The sequence below is a fragment of the Streptomyces sp. NPDC058145 genome (assembly GCF_042884245.1).
GTDB lineage: Bacteria > Actinomycetota > Actinomycetes > Streptomycetales > Streptomycetaceae > Streptomyces.
The window spans coordinates 1-15646 of record NZ_JBHVUH010000044.1 but is presented as its reverse complement, the minus strand read 5'-3'; the positions used below and the strand labels follow the sequence as shown (position 1 = coordinate 15646).

Genomic DNA, 15646 nt, shown 5'->3' with positions numbered 1-15646 from the left:
TCCTGCTGTGCGGCTTCGAGCTTCGCGGCGGCCTTCCGGCCGTGGTGCGGGTTGGCCACGAACTCGCCGTTGGAGTCGGCGAGGAAGTTGGCTATCAAACAGGGGCGCGGCCTGGCCACGCGTTACGACACGACCGCGACCATCTACCTCGCCGAACTCCACCTCGCCACCATCTTCATCTGGTCGGCAAGGTGATCCGAAGGGGAGGCGACAGTGCCAGGGAGCTAAGGAGAGCGGGCTGGTCCGGTCGTGCAGCGCTTGAGGAGGATCAGCCTGGTCTGGTGAGGAGTCCCGCAGAGTGGGCGGATGCCTAGCCCGCAGTCAGGCTTCGTCGATGCGGGGAGTTGACCTGCCAGCGATGGCCGCGCGCCACCGTAGTTGTGGAAGTAGTTGCGCATCTTCACGGTGAGACACCGAGGCATCGCGGCCGTATGGAAGGAGAAGGCACTTACCTTCGCACGACCCTGCCGGAGGTAGCTCACCCGTGGCCATCAGCAAAGCCGCCCCGCCCGGGCCGATTTCCCGGACTCGGCAACCACAGGCCGGCGGGGAGCCCGGCCGACGAGGCCAGGAGGGGTGGCACTTCAACTCCTCCCTCGCCCTGACCGTGCTCCTGCTCGTCGTTGTCCTCATGCAGGGCCCGATCCGCCGGGCGCTGGCCACCCCGGTGATGCAGAGCTGGATGACGGTGTTCGTCGCGATGGTGGTCCAAGCGCTGCCGTTTCTCGTCTTGGGCGCGCTGCTGTCGGCGGCGATCGCCGTTTTCGTACCGCCCTCGTTCTTCGCCCGTGCCCTGCCCGGCCGTACCGCCCTCGCCGTTCCGGTGGCCGGTGTGGCGGGTGCGGTACTGCCTGGCTGTGAGTGCGCGTCCGTGCCGGTGGCCGGCGCACTGGTGAGGCGGGGTGTCACACCGGCCGCGGCCCTCGCGTTCCTGCTGTCCGCCCCGGCGATCAACCCGATCGTCCTGACCGCCACGGCTGTCGCCTTCCCACACGACCCGCGGATGGTCCTGGCCCGCTTCCTGGCGAGTCTGCTGGTGGCCTGTGTGATGGGCTGGTTGTGGCAGCGCCTCGGCCGCACCGACTGGCTCCGCCTGCCAGCACAGATGGAGCACACCGGCCAGAGCAAGGGAGAGAGGTTCTGGGGGTCGGTCCGGCACGACACGATGCACGCGGGCGGCTTCCTGGTCCTCGGCGCAATGGCCGCGGCCACGCTGAAGACAGCGGCTCCGGCGAGCTGGCTGCGCGCGGCAGCCGGCAATCCGGTACTTGCGGTCCTGGCCCTGGCGGTCCTCGCCGTAGTGCTGTCGATCTGCTCGGAGGCGGACGCGTTCGTGGTGGCGTCGCTGACCCAGTTCTCACTGACGGCCAGACTGACGTTCCTGGTGGTCGGCCCGATGATCGACCTGAAGCTGTTCGCGATGCAGGCGGGCACCTTCGGCCGCGGCTTCGCGCTGCGCTTCGCCCCCACCACTTTCGCCCTCGCCATCGCGGGCGCGGTGCTGACCGGGACGGTGCTGCTGTGAACCGGCAGGCACAGGCGGCGGTCCTGCTCCTGATCGGCGTGGCCCTGCTGCACGCGGGCCTCACCGACCTGTACCTGCGCTACGTCAAGGGGGGCCTGCGCCCGCTGCTGCTGATGGCCGGGACACTCCTGGCCGTGACTGCGCTGGCGACGGCCTGGTACGAGTGGAGGCGCGCGCGTCGCAAGGAGCGAGGGGCCTGTACCGGTGACGAGACCCGGGAGCACGCTCACCGCGAGCCTCTCATGTCCTGGCTCCTCGTCCTCCCTCTCTTCGCTCTCATCCTCGTTGCCCCGCCGGCCCTGGGTTCCTACAGCGCGATGCGCGCCGGTACAGCCCTGCAGCCACCGTACGGCTATGCGAAACTCCCGACCGGTGACCCCGTACCGATCAGCCTGGTCGACTATGCAGGCCGCGCGTTCTACGACCACGGCCATTCCCTGGAAGGCCGCAGCGTGCGGATCACCGGATTCGTCGCCGTGGCCCGCTCGGGGACCCCCTACCTCGTCCGCATGGCCCTCAACTGCTGTGCCGCTGACGCCCAGCCGGTGAAAATCGGCCTTACCGGGAACATCCCGCCCGTCCTGCAGCCGAACGCATGGCTGGAGGTGACAGGCAGGTATACCGCGCAGCGGACCCGGGACCCTGTGAACAACGGCCCGATCCCCTTCCTCCAGGTCACCGAAGCCAGGCCGGCACCAACGCCCCACGACCCCTACGACGAAACGTGGAACAACTGAGCGACCAGACTGCCGGGCTTCTCGCCCATGCTGGTGATGAGCGTTTCGCAGCTCGCCAACCCTCTGCCGACGTTAGTCAGGCGGCGTCAGACCGACGCTGACCGGTTTGCGGACTCATGAGGTTTTCTTGCCTGCCGCCCTGTATCAGGCGCAGGTGACGGGAGCGGGCGTGGCGGGGCAGCTGCGCCCGCTGCGGGTCGGCCAGTCTTCGATGCGGTCCGTCCCGTACGGCGCCGAAGCCACCATCGGCAGCAGCAGGCAGGTATCGATGACCACGGTGTCGGCTCCCTGCCGGAAGCCGCGCGCCCTGCTGTTACAGGGGGCGGCGGCCGGCGATCGCGCCGCCGACACCAACGCCGGTGGTCCCTGACGGAGGCACGCAAGAACACGCCCGTCGGCGGGGAACTCACCGCCCTCCTCATCCGACTGCTCTCGGAGAACGGGCAGGAGGTGGGATGGACGGTCTGGATGTTCGGATGCGCAAGGTCGCCTGTCGGCATGGTCGTGTCGAGGCCGTGCGCGATGTGGATCTCGACATCGCGGCGGGCGAGCGGGTGGCGCTGACCGGCACCAACGGGTCGGGCAAGACCACGCTGATACGTGCCGTGCTGGGCCTGCACCGCCAGGCCGACGGGCAGATCCTGGTCGGCGGCCGGGACACCGGCACTGCGGCCGAGTGGGCCTGGCGGCGCCGGGCGTGTGCCTGGATTCCACAGAAACCCGCGGTGGGTCGGTTCCCCTTGCTGGCGGGCGAGCTGTTGGCCAGCAGCGGGGCGCCGACCGAAGCGATCGAGGGGGCGGAGAAGCTGGGCGTCGGCGCGCTCACCGGACGCCCGCTCCACACACTGTCCGGGGGCCAGCTCCAACGCATGTATCTGGCCCGCGCGGTCGGCTGTGTCGCCGCCGGCGCGGGGGTGCTGCTTACCGATGAGCCCACCGCCGCCCTCGACTTCGCCGGGCAGGAGGAGGCCGCCGACGTCCTGCTGTCGCTGCCAGTGACTGTCGTAGTGGTCACCCACGACCGGGCGCTGGCCGACCGCTGCGACCGCGTGCTGGAGATGGCCGCCGGCCGACTCAGGGAGGTCCGGTGAACAGCCTCGCCGCCGCCGACCTCGGGCAGATGCTCCAACTCGTACCCGTCCAGCGGGCCGGGTTCGCCCTGCTGCTGGCGGCTGCCGGCCTTCCGGTGATCGGTGTCGTGATCGTCGGGCTCGACATCATGCCGGTCCGGTTCGCCATGATGCACGTCGCGCTGCTCGGTATCGCTGTCGGCCTTCTGACCGGGCTGGATCCGATGCTGTGCGCGCTGGTCGCCTGCGCCCTGGCCGGCGCCGGGGTCGCGCCGCTCGCCCGCACCCCGGACGGTCTCTCCGGCGCGATGGGCCTGCTGATGAGCCTGGCGATAGCCGCCGCGCTGTTGGTCCTGGCCGTGTCCGGAGTCAACGCGCAGGGCGCGTTCGCGCTGCTGTGGGGCTCGATCCTGTCCGTGGGCACGTCCGACCTGTGGCTGCTGGGCGTGCTCGCCGTCGTCGTACCGGCCCTCTTCTGGTGGCGCCGCCGCGATCTCGCCCTCCTCCTCTACGACCGCGAACTCGCCCTCTCCTCCGGGGTGCGCGTCGATCTGCTCACCGTCCTGCTGCTCGTCCTCGTCGCGGTGTCCGTCGCCGGGGCCCTCAAGCTGACCGGCGCGCTGCTCGTCGACGCGCTCACCCTGCTGCCCGCGCTCGCCGCCCGGCGGCTGGGCACGTCCCTGAAGTCCATCACAGCCTGGGCGGTCGGTATCGGCGTCGCCGTGAACCTCACAGGGTTCGTCGTCGCGCTGAAGCTCGACTGGCCGCCCGGGCCCGTGCTCGTCCTGACCGCCGGGGCCCTCGTCCTGGTCGTCCATCTCATACCCGAACGGAGAATCCGCTCATGGCGCGCACCCGCGTCCGCATCGTCCGTGTCCCTTCCGTCCTCGCACTGAGCCTGAGCACCGCGCTCGCGCTGACCGCCACCGCCTGCGGCTCCGACAAGGCCGACAGCGGCGACAAGACCGCGAACAAGAACGGCAATGCCCCTGTCGTCGTGGTCACCACCACCTGGGAGGGCGCCCTCGCCAAGGCCGCCGGCGCCAAGGACGTGAAGGTCATCGTGCCGTCGTCCGTCCAGCACGCCCCGGACTACGACCCCAAGCCGTCCGACCTCGCGGCAGTGGCCGATGCCGACTTCGTGCTCTACGCGTCCTTCGAGCCGTACGCCAAGAAGATCAAGGACGCTGCCGGGTCGAGCGCGAAGATGGTCGGGGTCAACCTCGACAACGACGCGGACAAGGCGACTACCGAAGTCATTCGTCTGGGCAAGCTGTTCGGCACCCAGGACGCCGCCGCGAAGTGGGACACCTCCTTCAAGACCGAATACGGCACCCTGCAGAAGGAACTGAAGGCCGCGTGGCCGGGCGGCAAGGCGCCGGCAGTCGTCGCGCAGGTCTTCTCCGTCTGGTCGGCGAAGATGGCGGGCGCGGAGCTGCGCGGCACGTACGGCCCCCAGGCCGTGACCGCCAAGCAGCTGTCGGACCTCGAGAAGAAGAAGCCCGCGTACGTCTTCGACAACGTGCACATGACGACGGGTACGGTGCTGCCCGACTCGGGGGCCAAGCAGGTGGAGATCGTCAACTACCCGGGCAAGGACCTGGACCTGGTGGCGGTCTACAAGAACGCCGCGGAGATGATCAAGAGGGCGATGGTCTCCTCCTGATGGGCCTGTCGTGAGTGGCAGTGTCTGAACCTCGGCCGTGGTCATCCAGGGAGTCAGGCGACGACGCAGAGCGGGCCGGGAAGTGCTGAGGCTTCCCGGCCCGCTACTGGTTCGGTGACGATGTTCGTTCAGGTGTTCGCTGCCGCAGCGAATCGGGTGGCGACGTCTTCCCAGTTGACCAGGTCCCACAGCTTGGTGACGTAGTCGGGGCGGACGTTCTTGTACTGCAGGTAGTAGGCGTGTTCCCAGGCGTCGAAGACCAGCAGCGGGGTGCTGCCCTGGCCGACGTTGCCGTGGTGGTCGTAGACCTGCTCCACGATCAGCCGCTTGCCCAGGGGCTCCCAGGCGAGCACGCCCCAGCCGGAGCCCTGGACGGACGCGGTCGCGACGGTGAGCTGCTTCTTGAACTGCTCGAAGCCACCGAAGTGTTCGTCGATGGCGTCGGCGAGGGCGCCGTCGGGGCGGTCGCCGCCGTCCGGGGAGAGGTTCTGCCAGAAGATCGCGTGCAGGACGTGGCCGGAGAGGTTGAAGGCGAAGGTCTTCTCCAGCCCGACCAGTGAGGTGGGTGTGATTTGGTCCTTGTCGCGGACCTCGGCGATCTGTTCGAGGGTGTCGTTGGCGCCCTTGACGTAAGCGGCGTGGTGCTTGGCGTGGTGCAGTTCCAGGATCTGACCGGTGATGGCCGGCTCCAGCGCGGCGTAGTCGTAGGGCAGGTCGGGAAGCGCATAGGTGCCCATCAGGCACGTCCCCTTTCCGGGTGAGTGATCGTCCGGGGACAGCCTATGCCTCTATTGCGAATAAGTTGCAACAACAATAGAAATGCATCAGCATGATCTGTGGCGGGGTCGGCCCGTCAGTCTTCGGTGTCTGAGCGCCCTTCCGTCCGTCTGGCGCTTCCGTCCCGGAGAGTGATCGTCTTCTCACCCGGCGCCCGCCGGACCCCGGCCGACCCCGCTGTCGCGCGCATGGACGCGGTGATGAATCCTCTGGCAGGCGTCGCCGGCGGGTGCGACAGTGAGCTCAGAGCTGCTAACTTCGGACCGGTGCAGGCCAAGGTGATGGCCATGACTCTGAGAACGATCAGTCCTGCTCGGCTTCGCGGGATGTCGGCTGCCCGGTTCTGTAGGAGCTTCGGCGGGTGATCCGCCTGGTCATGAATGTGATCGCTGCCCAGGTGATCAGCGACTCGGAGTGCTGGACGAGCCGTTCGTAGTCCCCGCATGCCGACGGGCGTGCATGATCCAGGCCAGGGAACGCTCATCCACCCAGCGCCGGGGCAGGATCAGGAACCCGACGGCGTCCTTCGGCCGGCTGACCGTCTTCAGGGTCAGTCCGAGGTGCCTCTTCGCCCAGGTCACGAGCTATCCGGCATGGCCCGAGTCGGCCATGGTGCATCGGAGAAAACGACCTCTGAGGTGAGTGCGGGGCCGCCCGGGGATTCCGGGCGACCCGCTCTCGTGCGGTTACACGGCCTGTGTGAGGGAGTCCGCTGTCTGTTCGGTGCACCGCTTACGCAGCAGCGTCCGGTCCGGCTTTCCCGCCGGTGTGAGCGGCAGCTCGGAGACGATTAGCAGCTGTTCGGGGTGCTTGCGGCGCTCCAGGCCGCGCGCGTCCAGGTGTGCGCACAACTCCTTGAGCGTGGGGGTCTGCCCCCGCGACACGACGCAGGCGGCCAGCCGCTCGCCCATCAGCGGATCGGGTACGCCGACGCACACCACATCCCGTACGAGGGGATGTGCCGCCAGTTCGATCTCCACCTCGGCCGGGCTGATGTTGGCCCCGCCTCGGATGACGACGTCCTTCAGGCGCCCGACGATCCGCAGGCTTCCGTCCTCCTCGATGAGTCCGAGGTCGCCGGTGCGCACCCAGCCTTCGGCCGTGCGGTAGCGGGCGTCAAGGTCAGGGGCGGCGACATAGCACAGCGGGGTCATCGGGCCGCGGGCAACGATCTCACCGACGGAGCCGCGCGGCACCTCCTCCAGTTCGGGTGTGCCGGGAAGGACGATACGGATATCGGCGACGTGTGGGTCCGGATGGCCGGCGAGGACGCCGGGGCCCTCCCTGCGCAGGGGCTCGTCGGACAGCCCGGTGTGGCAGTTGACACCGTCGGCCGAGCCGTAGAGGTTCACGACCGGGCAGGCGAAAACCCGGCGGGCCTCCTCGGCCGTGGCCTCGTCCAGCGGTGAGCCGCCGACGATGACAGCCGTGGGAGGGATGAAAGCCGGGTGCTGCCCTTCGGCGATCCGGTCGAGCATCATCCGGATCATGGTCGGAACGCCCAGGACGTGGGTGGGCTCGTGCGCGGCGAGGGCGTCCAGGGCGGCCTCGGGTGTGAAGTGGTCGAGCAGGATGAGCGTTCCGCCGTGCCGGGCGAGCGTGACGGCGGTGCCGTTGCTGCCGAACGCGGACGCCAGCGGCACGAGGAAGAGGCAGCGCGGCGGCTGCCCGTCCGGCATGAGCGAGGCGAGGAAGTTGCCGCGGCCGCCGGCCAGTGCGTTGTGCGAGTACGCCACCATCTTCGGCTCGGCCTCGGAGCCGGAGGAGACGAGGATGCGGGCGGCCGAGTCGGGATGAGGCCGGGCCGGGACGAACGACTTGGGGTCGGTGCGCAGCAGCTCGGAGAAGGAGAGCGTCCCCTCAGGGGAGCCGGGCCCGGCGGCGATCACCGTGCGCAGGGCTGGGAGTTCGTCGGCGAGTGCGAGCAGGTCGGCTGCGTGCTGGTTGCCGCGGTGCTCGGTGGCGGCGATGACCGCGACCGCTTCCGACCTGCGCAGCAGCGAGGCCGCCTCGCGCCCGCCGCGGCCGACCGGGAAGGGCAGCGCGACGGCGCCCAGCGCGGCCAGCGCGAGGTCGGCGATGACGGCATTGCGTCCGCTGGGGAGTTGTATGCCGACCACGTCACCGATGCGTATGCCGAGCCCGGACAGACCGGCGGCCAGACATCGCGCTTTGCGGTCGAGGGTTGTGTAGCAGAGCCTGCCCTTGGCGTCGATGACCGCGGTGCGGTGCAGGTCGGCGATCTGACGGGACCGATAGAGGCTGTAGAGGTCCAGGTCGGGGCAGGTGCCGTCGACGGCCCAGGTGCGGCGCAGCTCGGCGGGCAGCAGGTCGTGCAGGTCCACGGTCATGCGAAGCTCCAGGGGTTGGGGACGGCGGGGGCGCCGTGCGCGTCGCGGTTGATCGGGCCGGAGGAGAGCAGGTCGGCGAGGTCGGTGACGACCGGGACGGCGGCCAGGCCACGGTTGCGCAGCCGCTCCAGCGCCTGCCCGGTGGAGAGGTCGTGCACGTCGTACGGGATTGCGGAGTGGTCGGCGAGGGCGATCCAGCCGTCAGTGGTGGGGAGCGGGTGGCGGAAGCCTGCCGGTCGGCGCGGGTCGAGACCCCGCGAGGCTCGGGCCCGGTTGGGTGCCGTGAGTACGTCGGCGGCGCCGAGCAGCGACGAGTCCACGCGGACCCCGTGTCCCGTGCGCTCTCGCAGCAGCAGCCCGGCAAGGATCGCCTCGGCACCAAGCAGGCCACCGAGTACGTCGAGCAGCGTCATCAGGGACGGCGCGGGCGCCTCGTCGGCGGGCCGTACGGCCTCGCCCACCCCGGTGCGGGCCTGCACCATGAAGTCCGTGCCCATGGGGGCGTCGGTCAGCCGGTCCGCCCAGCCGCTGGTGTACGCGTAGACGAGCGCGGGGTTGGCGGTCGTCAGGTGCTCGTGGTCGAGGCCGAGCTGGGCGGCCTTGCCCGGTGCCCAGTTGTGCAGGAACACGTCCGCGTCGGCGGCCATCTCGCGCAGCCGCTCCCGGTCCGCTGCGGACTTGATGTCCACCTCTACGGCCTTCTTGTCCCGGTTGAACGCCAGCCAGCGCGCCGAGACGCCCGAGCAGGCGGGCGGCATCCCGCGCAACGGGTCGCCGCCCGGCGGCTCGATCCGGATCACCTCCGCGCCCAGCAGGCCGAGGAGGTGGGCGGCGAGCGGGGCCTGGATGCGCCGCCCGGCTTCGAGAACGGTGAGTCCGGCGAGGGGCAGGTCGGCGTCGGTGGCCCTGCGGGGGGTGTACGCCGCCGCGCCGTGCGGGGTCAGCTCCCAGGGCGCGGCTCCGTCGTACTCGGTCGCCCTCACGGCAAGCGAGCGCAAGGGACACAGATCGGCGCCGGACACCTCGGCGGCGTACCGGATCCGCTCCCAAGAGTGCCCTCGCACCGCCTCGTGCAGGGCCTGTGGGAAGGGCGCGCAGGCCGTGGCGTACCGGAACTGGAAGGGACGCCACCCCCGGCGTATCGATTCTTCGTGGGCGTCGAGGGTGCGCCAGAAGGATGCCCACACGCCCGGGTCGAGCGTCTCCAGCTCGAAGACGACCCCGTCGGCCGAAGTGAACGGTGGGCCCCCGGGAGCGAGTTCGGCCGCCTCGTCCTCCTCCGCCCCGGCGGAGGCCAGGTACTGGGAGACGGTGAGCAGCCCGGCTCGCTCGGCGCTGACCTCGACCTCGGTGACGTGCCGGCCGCGCGCTCGCGCCAGCAGGCCGGCCAGCAGACCCTGCACGGTCAGGACACCGGTCGCGGTGGCGGCGTAGTCCACGGCGAGGCCGCGCGGGGCGCCGTCGCGGCGGCCGTGCACAGCCATCATGCCGGTGGCCGCCTGGGCGGTGGCCTCGTCGGTGGCGGTCTCGCCCCACGTGGTGCGGGCGGTGACGCCGCCGATGTCGCGTCCGGCGACGGTCAGCCGGCTGCCGGAACCGCCGTCGGTCTCGGCACCCAGCAGTCGCAGATGCTCCGCGACGAGGCCGTCCGCCGGGCCCGGCGGACCAGAACGTTCCGGACGAAGGCCGTCGAGTGGGCCGGCCGTCCGCGCGACGGCCGGTATGGCTGGAGTTGCCATGCCTCTCCTTTCCTGACGCGCGGGAACCCGGGGACGGTCGCCCCCGACCTGTTCCACGGAAGAGGGAGTCGGACGGCCGGCGGCCGGGGTTCCCGCGGACTTCGAGGAAAGTGACGGACACCCGCATGGAAGCCATCACCGGAACGCCCCAATGCCCGGCTGAAGCAGTGGAGGTGAGGGATCGCGTCGCCGAGTTCGTACGCGGACGGGTCGTCCCCTGCGAGCCCGTGCTGGACGCCGGAGGTTCGGAGGCCGCCGCCGTGATGCGCAGGCTCCAGGGCGAGGCGAAGGCCGAGGGACTGTGGGCGCTGCCGCTTCCCGCGGAGCTCGGTGGCCAAGGGCTGCCGCTGCGGTCGTACGCCCACATCGCCGAAGCCGAGGGCGCCAGCGACCACGGCACGGCCGCTCTCGGCTCGGCACCCCTCCTCGACGTGCTGATGCTGTGGCGGCACGGCAGCCCCACAGTCCGTGAGCGATACGCCGAGCGCCTTGTCGCCGGGGACATACGGGCCTGCTACGCCATGACCGAGCCCGAGACGCCCGGCACCGACCCCTTCCTCACCACCACGCGTGCCGTATCCGTAAAGGACGGCACGCGGCGGGTGAGCGGCCGCAAGTGGTTCACCAGTGGCGCTGCCGACTCCGATCTCGTCACGGTCCTCGCCCGCACGGACGGCACACCGCCGGACCGCGAGGGACTCTCGCTGCTCTTGGTGCCGACCCGCTCGCCGGGCTTCCGTGTCGTCCGCGAGCTGCCGGTGCTCGGCGCGGGCGGGCAGTGGGAGATCGAGCTGGACGGGGTCGTGGTCGACGGCGACCACCTGATCGGCGAGCGCGGCAAGGCGCTGGATGTCGCGGGCGAGCGGCTCCAGCTCGGTCGTACGCTGCGGTGTCTGCGCTGGCTGGGGCAGGCGGGGCGGGCCTTCGAGCTGATGCGCTCGCGTGCCATGACCCGTACCCGTTCCCGCGGCCCGCTCGGAGACCTCCAGCTCGTCCAGCGCCACGTCTTCGAGTCCCTGCTCGCCCTGCGCACCACCCGCCCGCTGGTGTACGAGGCCGTGGCACAGCTGGACGCCGGCCTCGACGCCCATGTGGAGGTCGGTCTCGCCAAGGTGGCAGCGGCTCGCACGCTCCAGGAGGTGGCCGACGCGGCGATTCAGGTGTACGGCGCGGCCGGCCTCGGCCCGGACACTGCCCTGCCCTCCCTGTTCCGCACCGGGAGGGCGGCCCGGATCCTCGACGGGCCGGACGAGCTGCACATCACTTCGGTCGCGCGACGGGTGCTCCGCACCACCTAGGCTTCATGGGGGCTGACCAGGCCGGTGAGTGCGGCAAGGGCGTAGGCAAGGAAGAAGTCTCCCCAGATCAGCTCGTGTCGAGTCGCCGTACCGGAGGCGAGGTCGTAGCAGCCGTTCAGGAGACGGCCGTCGGCCGAGAGATGGGCGTGGACCAACTTGTCGAGCAGTGCGGTAGCCCTGCCCCTGTGGCCGAGCTTGAGCAGCGCGACGGCGGTGATGGCGGCGGCGGACGTGTCGGGTGGGCTCTCCGGGTGCCCTTCGTCGGCCAGTGGTACGGCATGCGCGCCCGCCAAGTGGCGTATGGCGTCCTTGAGATCGTCGGCCTCAAGACGGTGTACGGCGTCGGCCACGGCTAGCAGCAGCCAGGCCCGGCCCCGGCTCCAGCCGTGTGGTGGATCGTCGCAGGGCGTCCAGCCTTCGGGGCGCTCGTACCGCCAGGACCAGCCGATGGCGTCCTTGTCGAGGCAGAGTTCGAGGTGGTGGCGCAGATGGGACTCGGCTGCCCGCTCGTCAACCGTGGCCAGCAAAGGCACCATGCCGGGAACGCCGTCCACGCGGGCCAGGAGGCGGGGGCCACCGAACGCCGAGCCCCAGGGAACCAGGCCGAGTTCACCGTCGTACGCGTGCCGACAGGCGTGGGCCGCCCGGTCTCGGAGGACGGCGGCCTCCGGGATGTCGGCGAGCGCGGCCCCGTACCAGAGGATCAGACCGCGCGTGGCTGTGTCGGCGTCCACCCAGTACGCGAGCCGATCGGTGCACCGCACCGCGGCCTCGCGGTCGCCCACGTCCCCCGTGTGCCGGGCGCGCAGCCACAGCAGCCCTGCCCAGAAGCCGCCCGTCCAAGCGCCCCGGCCGGTCGTCGTCCACCAGCCGGTGCAGGGATCCGCGAATAGCGGGAAGCGGTCGGCGGCTTGGGCGCTGGTGACTGCGGCCCGTTCGAGGACGGACTCCAGCGCGGTCCGGGCCCAGTCCGGAACCCCGGTTTCGCTGCGCGCCTGCGACGCCCTCATCGCGGTACGACCGAACGCCGCCGGTCCCGCACCGCCCACATCAGCGCCACCGCACATGCGCCTACGAACTCGCCCGCCACCAGCAGCCACCCCGTCCCGTATCGCCCGGCGTCCGCCAGCAGCCCAAACAGGGGCGGGCCGATCGCGAACCCGGCGAAGAAGCCGGCCGAGACCAGCGCCGAGTCCTGTCCGGCCCGGCCGGGCGCCGCACGCTGCATCACCAGGACCATGGAGACCGCGTTGGCCGACACAGCGAAGGTGCCGACGGCCACCGCCGCGACCCACGCGAGCGGATGCGCGTGCGCCGAGGCCGCCAGCAGCAGCGCGGCTCCCACCGCACCGGCGGCCAGACCGCCCGGCAGCCACACCGCCCGGCCCGGCTGCCCCGCCACCTTCGACCAGCCCACCCGCCCGGCGATGCCCGCTAGGCCCAGCACCGCCACCAGCGCAGCGGCCGCCGTCGGCCCGAGCCCGAGCCGCCGCGTGCCGTACAGCGCCATATATGTGTTCACCGACGCGATGCCGCAGCCCAGCAGCAGAGAGAAGACGGCCAGCCAGGCGATCATGCCGCGCGGGACCCACGCGGCGGGCGCGGCCTTCGGCGGTGGGTCGGCGGGCAAGCTGCGAGCCGCCCAGACGGCCGCCACCACGGCCGCCGCAGCCGCCGTCCACACCGCGCCCCGCCAGCCGGCCGCCCCGGCCAGCGCCGCCAGGGGCAGCCCGGCCGCGAACGCGCCCAGCTGCACCCCGGACTGCTTCATCCCGGTCACCGAGCCGCGTCGCTCCGCCGGTACGGCGGCCAGGATCGCCTTGTTCGTGGCGGGGTTCGCCAGCGCCTGAGGGAGCCCGCCCAGCGCGACCGCCGCCAGCAGGAACGCGGCGTCCGGCGCCGACCCGATCAGCGCCAGCGCCACCGCCGACACCAGCAGCAGCGCGACCAGACAGCGGCGCGGACCCAGCCGGTCCACCACACGCCCGCCCGTCGGCGAGAGCACGGCCGCGGCGCCAAAGCCGACGGTCGTCGTCAGCCCCAGCACGGTCGGCGACACCTTCAGGTCGTCCACGAGCCGCGGCCCGAGCGCGCCGAGCAGGAAGAGCTGCATCATCGAGAAGGCCATGGCGCAGGTCAGCAGTGCGGTCATGGCACCGGTCGGCTGCGCGGGGTCGCTCCGGCCCGCCGTCCGGACCGGACTCTGGGTTTGACTCTGATCCGCGGCCACCGCTCCTCTTCCCGCCCCGGACATCAGCGGGGCTTCGAGAGAAGTCGGGCACAACCACGGGCGAGTTCCCCCCTGTTGCTGTGGTCTGGATCACATGGCAGGGTGTGAGGGCGCGTCAGACCGATTTCCGTACCCACCGGTGACCATGGAAGCGCGGATGCGAGGATGGGGCCGCCATGACGACAGGGTGGTGTTCTCGCACGGTACGGGCCGCGGTGTTCGCGGCCGTCTGTGTGCTGCTCGCCGCCCTGGGCCACATCGTGATGTCCGGAACCGCGGTGCCCTGGTGGGCCCTGGCCGCGGGTGCCGTGGCGACCGGCGGTACGGCCTGGCGGCTGTCCGACCGAGAACGCGGGCCGCTACTCGTCGTCTCCATCACGGTGGCCGCCCAAGCCGTACTCCACTCGTCGTTCGCTCTCGCCCAGGCCGTCGTACTCCCGGCACCGTCCGGCGGCGCATCGCTGGCCCGGCAGTGGCTCACCTACCTCCTGTGCGGCCCGATGTCGTCGGGTCCGGGCGCGGAGCATCACGGCATGTCGGGGTCGATGAGTTCCATGGATCACGGCGCGGCGGCCATGCATCCCATGGCGGCCATGCACTCCATGGGCTCGATGGATCGCATGGGTGCGATGGACCACATGGGGTCCACGGCCTCCCTTGGTCATGACATGGGCGGAATGTCCGCAACCGGAATGCTCGCCGCCCACCTGCTGGCCACGCTGCTGTGCGGCCTGTGGCTGGCCCACGGCGAACGCGCCGCCTTCCGCATCCTGCGGGCCCTCACCGGCTGGCTCTCCGCACCGCTGAGCCTGCCGTTCCGGTTGCCCGCACCGCCGCACCGGCCGCGTGTCCGCGCCCGCCGAGCGACATCGGACCGGGCGCCGCGCCGCCTTCTCCTCTCCCACGCGATCACTTCTCGGGGTCCGCCCGCCGGGGTCGCTGTCGCCTGACGACGGCTGGTTCCCCGAGGCCCTTCTACCCACAGCCGTCGAGCCGTCGGTTCTCCGCCTCGGGCACCGGCCGCGCGCTCCCGCGCCCGGCCGTCCACCCCTTCACCGGTTCCGCCGTGCTGCCCGCTGCCCTGCGGGGCGCGCCGGCCGGACACCGGATGCCTGATTCCCGAGAAGGACAGAACCCAGGTGATCACTCCTGCCCTGGCTCCATCGCGCGAACAGTCGAGAACGGACTCGAGAGAAGAGTCGATCACGGCCTGGGCGCTCGCCGCCCGCAACGGTGACCCCGATGCCATCGATCACTTCGTACGCGCCCTGCACCGAGACGTCCGCCACTACGTGACGTACCTCGGTGCCGACCCCCAGAGTGCCGACGACCTGACCCAGGACACCTTCCTGCGGGCACTGGGCAGCCTGCACCGGTTCGAAGGCCGCTCCTCAGCCCGCACCTGGCTGCTCTCCATCGCGCGCCGCGTGGTCGTCGACAACATGCGCTACCACTCCGCCCGCCCCCGTCTGTCGGACACGGACGACTGGGAGTCGGCCGCCGAACGCACCCAGCCTCGCGGCCTGCCCGGCTTCGACGACGGCGTCGTCCTGACCGAACTGCTGGACACGCTCCCCGACGACCGCCGCGAGGCGTTCGTCCTCACCCAGATGGTGGGACTTCCCTACGCGGAGGCGGCTCGCGTCAGCGACTGCCCGGTGGGCACGGTGCGCTCGCGGGTGGCCCGTGCCCGCACGTCGTTGATCGCGTGGCTGGATGATGCCGAGCATCTGGCACCGGTGGCCGCCGCGGCCTGACGGGTCGTACTGCGACGGCCCGGATCACCGACCGATCCGGGCCCCGACTCGCAAGGAAGGACAGAGTTGACCAGGTGGCGCGTGGGCCGCATGGCAGCATCGAATGCCATGAGAGTGTCCCCGGCGGTACGGATCGTGCGCGCGGCGGTGTTCGCCGTGCTGTGCGTGCTGCTCGCCGCCGGGGCGCATGTGCTGGCCACGGGCCAAGCGCCGCTGGTGTGGACGCAGGTCACCGCGTGCGTTCCGATCTTCGCGGCCGGCTGTCTGCTGGGAGGCCGCGAGCGGTCGCTGGTCGGCATCGGCGGGGTAACGCTGACCACCCAGGGCGGCCTACACCTCGTCTTCCACACCGCCCAACCGCACCACACCGCGATGGCCATGCATGCCATGCCCGGCATGAAGTTGACTTCCTCCCCCTCGTAAACGAGGGGGATTCCTACGGCTCGCGCCGTGGGGTTTCCTGCTTCGTCGCCGACCGCCCGCCCGGAGTACTCCG

At 71.1% G+C, this 15646-nt stretch carries 15 protein-coding genes and 1 pseudogene; 10 read left to right on the top strand and 6 right to left on the bottom strand.

Going from position 1 to position 15646, the window contains the following annotated elements:
* The first annotated feature begins 484 nt into the window (after positions 1-484).
* From ACFVVO_RS38955 to ACFVVO_RS38930, 6 genes are all read left to right on the top strand, one after another.
* The gene (locus tag ACFVVO_RS38955) at positions 485-1525 is read left to right on the top strand and encodes a permease (RefSeq protein ID WP_390061625.1); all 1041 of its coding nucleotides are present in this window, start codon (positions 485-487) and stop codon (positions 1523-1525) included.
* Positions 1522-2262, top strand: a complete 741-nt coding sequence (locus ACFVVO_RS38950; RefSeq protein ID WP_390061624.1) for a TIGR03943 family putative permease subunit — start codon at positions 1522-1524, stop codon at positions 2260-2262. Before ACFVVO_RS38955 ends, ACFVVO_RS38950 begins: the two co-directional genes overlap by 4 nt.
* A 127-nt stretch (positions 2263-2389) precedes the next feature.
* Entirely contained in the window at positions 2390-2632 is a 243-nt protein-coding gene (locus tag ACFVVO_RS38945) for a hypothetical protein (protein WP_390061623.1), read from the top strand.
* Between the two features lie 85 nt (positions 2633-2717).
* On the top strand, positions 2718-3353 hold the full coding sequence (locus ACFVVO_RS38940) for a metal ABC transporter ATP-binding protein (RefSeq protein WP_390061622.1): 636 nt from the start codon (positions 2718-2720) through the stop codon (positions 3351-3353).
* Positions 3350-4228, top strand: coding sequence for a metal ABC transporter permease (locus ACFVVO_RS38935; RefSeq protein WP_390061620.1), 879 nt, complete (start codon positions 3350-3352; stop codon positions 4226-4228). The genes ACFVVO_RS38940 and ACFVVO_RS38935 overlap by 4 nt, the downstream gene beginning before the upstream one ends.
* Positions 4177-4998 (top strand): metal ABC transporter solute-binding protein, Zn/Mn family, encoded by an 822-nt coding sequence (locus tag ACFVVO_RS38930; protein ID WP_390061618.1) that lies wholly within the window; start codon positions 4177-4179, stop codon positions 4996-4998. Before ACFVVO_RS38935 ends, ACFVVO_RS38930 begins: the two co-directional genes overlap by 52 nt.
* A gap of 128 nt (positions 4999-5126) precedes the next feature.
* Here the strand turns inward: ACFVVO_RS38930 and ACFVVO_RS38925 are convergent, their stop codons facing one another.
* The 4 genes and pseudogenes from ACFVVO_RS38925 to ACFVVO_RS38910 form a co-directional block, all read right to left on the bottom strand.
* A complete protein-coding gene (locus ACFVVO_RS38925) occupies positions 5127-5735 on the bottom strand; it encodes a superoxide dismutase (protein ID WP_390061616.1) in 609 nt (202 codons plus the stop codon).
* Between the two features lie 397 nt (positions 5736-6132).
* Positions 6133-6383 (bottom strand): annotated as a pseudogene (locus ACFVVO_RS38920) (IS5/IS1182 family transposase); the annotation flags it as partial.
* Positions 6384-6461: 78 nt separating this feature from the next.
* On the bottom strand, positions 6462-8126 hold the full coding sequence (locus ACFVVO_RS38915; RefSeq protein ID WP_390061615.1) for a class I adenylate-forming enzyme family protein: 1665 nt from the start codon (positions 8124-8126) through the stop codon (positions 6462-6464).
* The gene (locus ACFVVO_RS38910; RefSeq protein ID WP_390061613.1) at positions 8123-9865 is read right to left on the bottom strand and encodes a CoA transferase; all 1743 of its coding nucleotides are present in this window, start codon (positions 9863-9865) and stop codon (positions 8123-8125) included. Before ACFVVO_RS38910 ends, ACFVVO_RS38915 begins: the two co-directional genes overlap by 4 nt.
* A gap of 125 nt (positions 9866-9990) precedes the next feature.
* On the opposite strand from ACFVVO_RS38910, the gene ACFVVO_RS38905 reads away from it, so the two are divergent.
* Positions 9991-11163: an acyl-CoA dehydrogenase family protein gene (locus ACFVVO_RS38905; RefSeq protein ID WP_390061611.1), complete on the top strand. Its 1173-nt coding sequence runs from the start codon at positions 9991-9993 to the stop codon at positions 11161-11163.
* On the opposite strand, the gene ACFVVO_RS38900 is transcribed toward ACFVVO_RS38905, so the two are convergent.
* Both ACFVVO_RS38900 and ACFVVO_RS38895 read right to left on the bottom strand, forming a co-directional pair.
* Entirely contained in the window at positions 11160-12173 is a 1014-nt protein-coding gene (locus ACFVVO_RS38900; RefSeq protein WP_390061610.1) for a sugar ABC transporter permease, read from the bottom strand. The two genes, ACFVVO_RS38905 and ACFVVO_RS38900, sit on opposite strands and share 4 nt — an antisense overlap.
* Complete coding sequence (locus ACFVVO_RS38895) at positions 12170-13315, bottom strand: MFS transporter (RefSeq protein ID WP_390061608.1); 1146 nt, start codon at positions 13313-13315, stop codon at positions 12170-12172. Before ACFVVO_RS38895 ends, ACFVVO_RS38900 begins: the two co-directional genes overlap by 4 nt.
* A 254-nt stretch (positions 13316-13569) precedes the next feature.
* On the opposite strand from ACFVVO_RS38895, the gene ACFVVO_RS38890 reads away from it, so the two are divergent.
* The 3 genes from ACFVVO_RS38890 to ACFVVO_RS38880 all read left to right on the top strand — a co-directional run bounded on the left by ACFVVO_RS38890 (position 13570) and on the right by ACFVVO_RS38880 (position 15573).
* Complete coding sequence (locus ACFVVO_RS38890) at positions 13570-14343, top strand: hypothetical protein (RefSeq protein WP_390061607.1); 774 nt, start codon at positions 13570-13572, stop codon at positions 14341-14343.
* Between the two features lie 189 nt (positions 14344-14532).
* A complete protein-coding gene (locus ACFVVO_RS38885; RefSeq protein ID WP_390061605.1) occupies positions 14533-15150 on the top strand; it encodes a sigma-70 family RNA polymerase sigma factor in 618 nt (205 codons plus the stop codon).
* Positions 15151-15258: 108 nt separating this feature from the next.
* Complete coding sequence (locus tag ACFVVO_RS38880) at positions 15259-15573, top strand: hypothetical protein (protein ID WP_390061604.1); 315 nt, start codon at positions 15259-15261, stop codon at positions 15571-15573.
* The last annotated feature ends 73 nt before the right edge of the window (positions 15574-15646 follow it).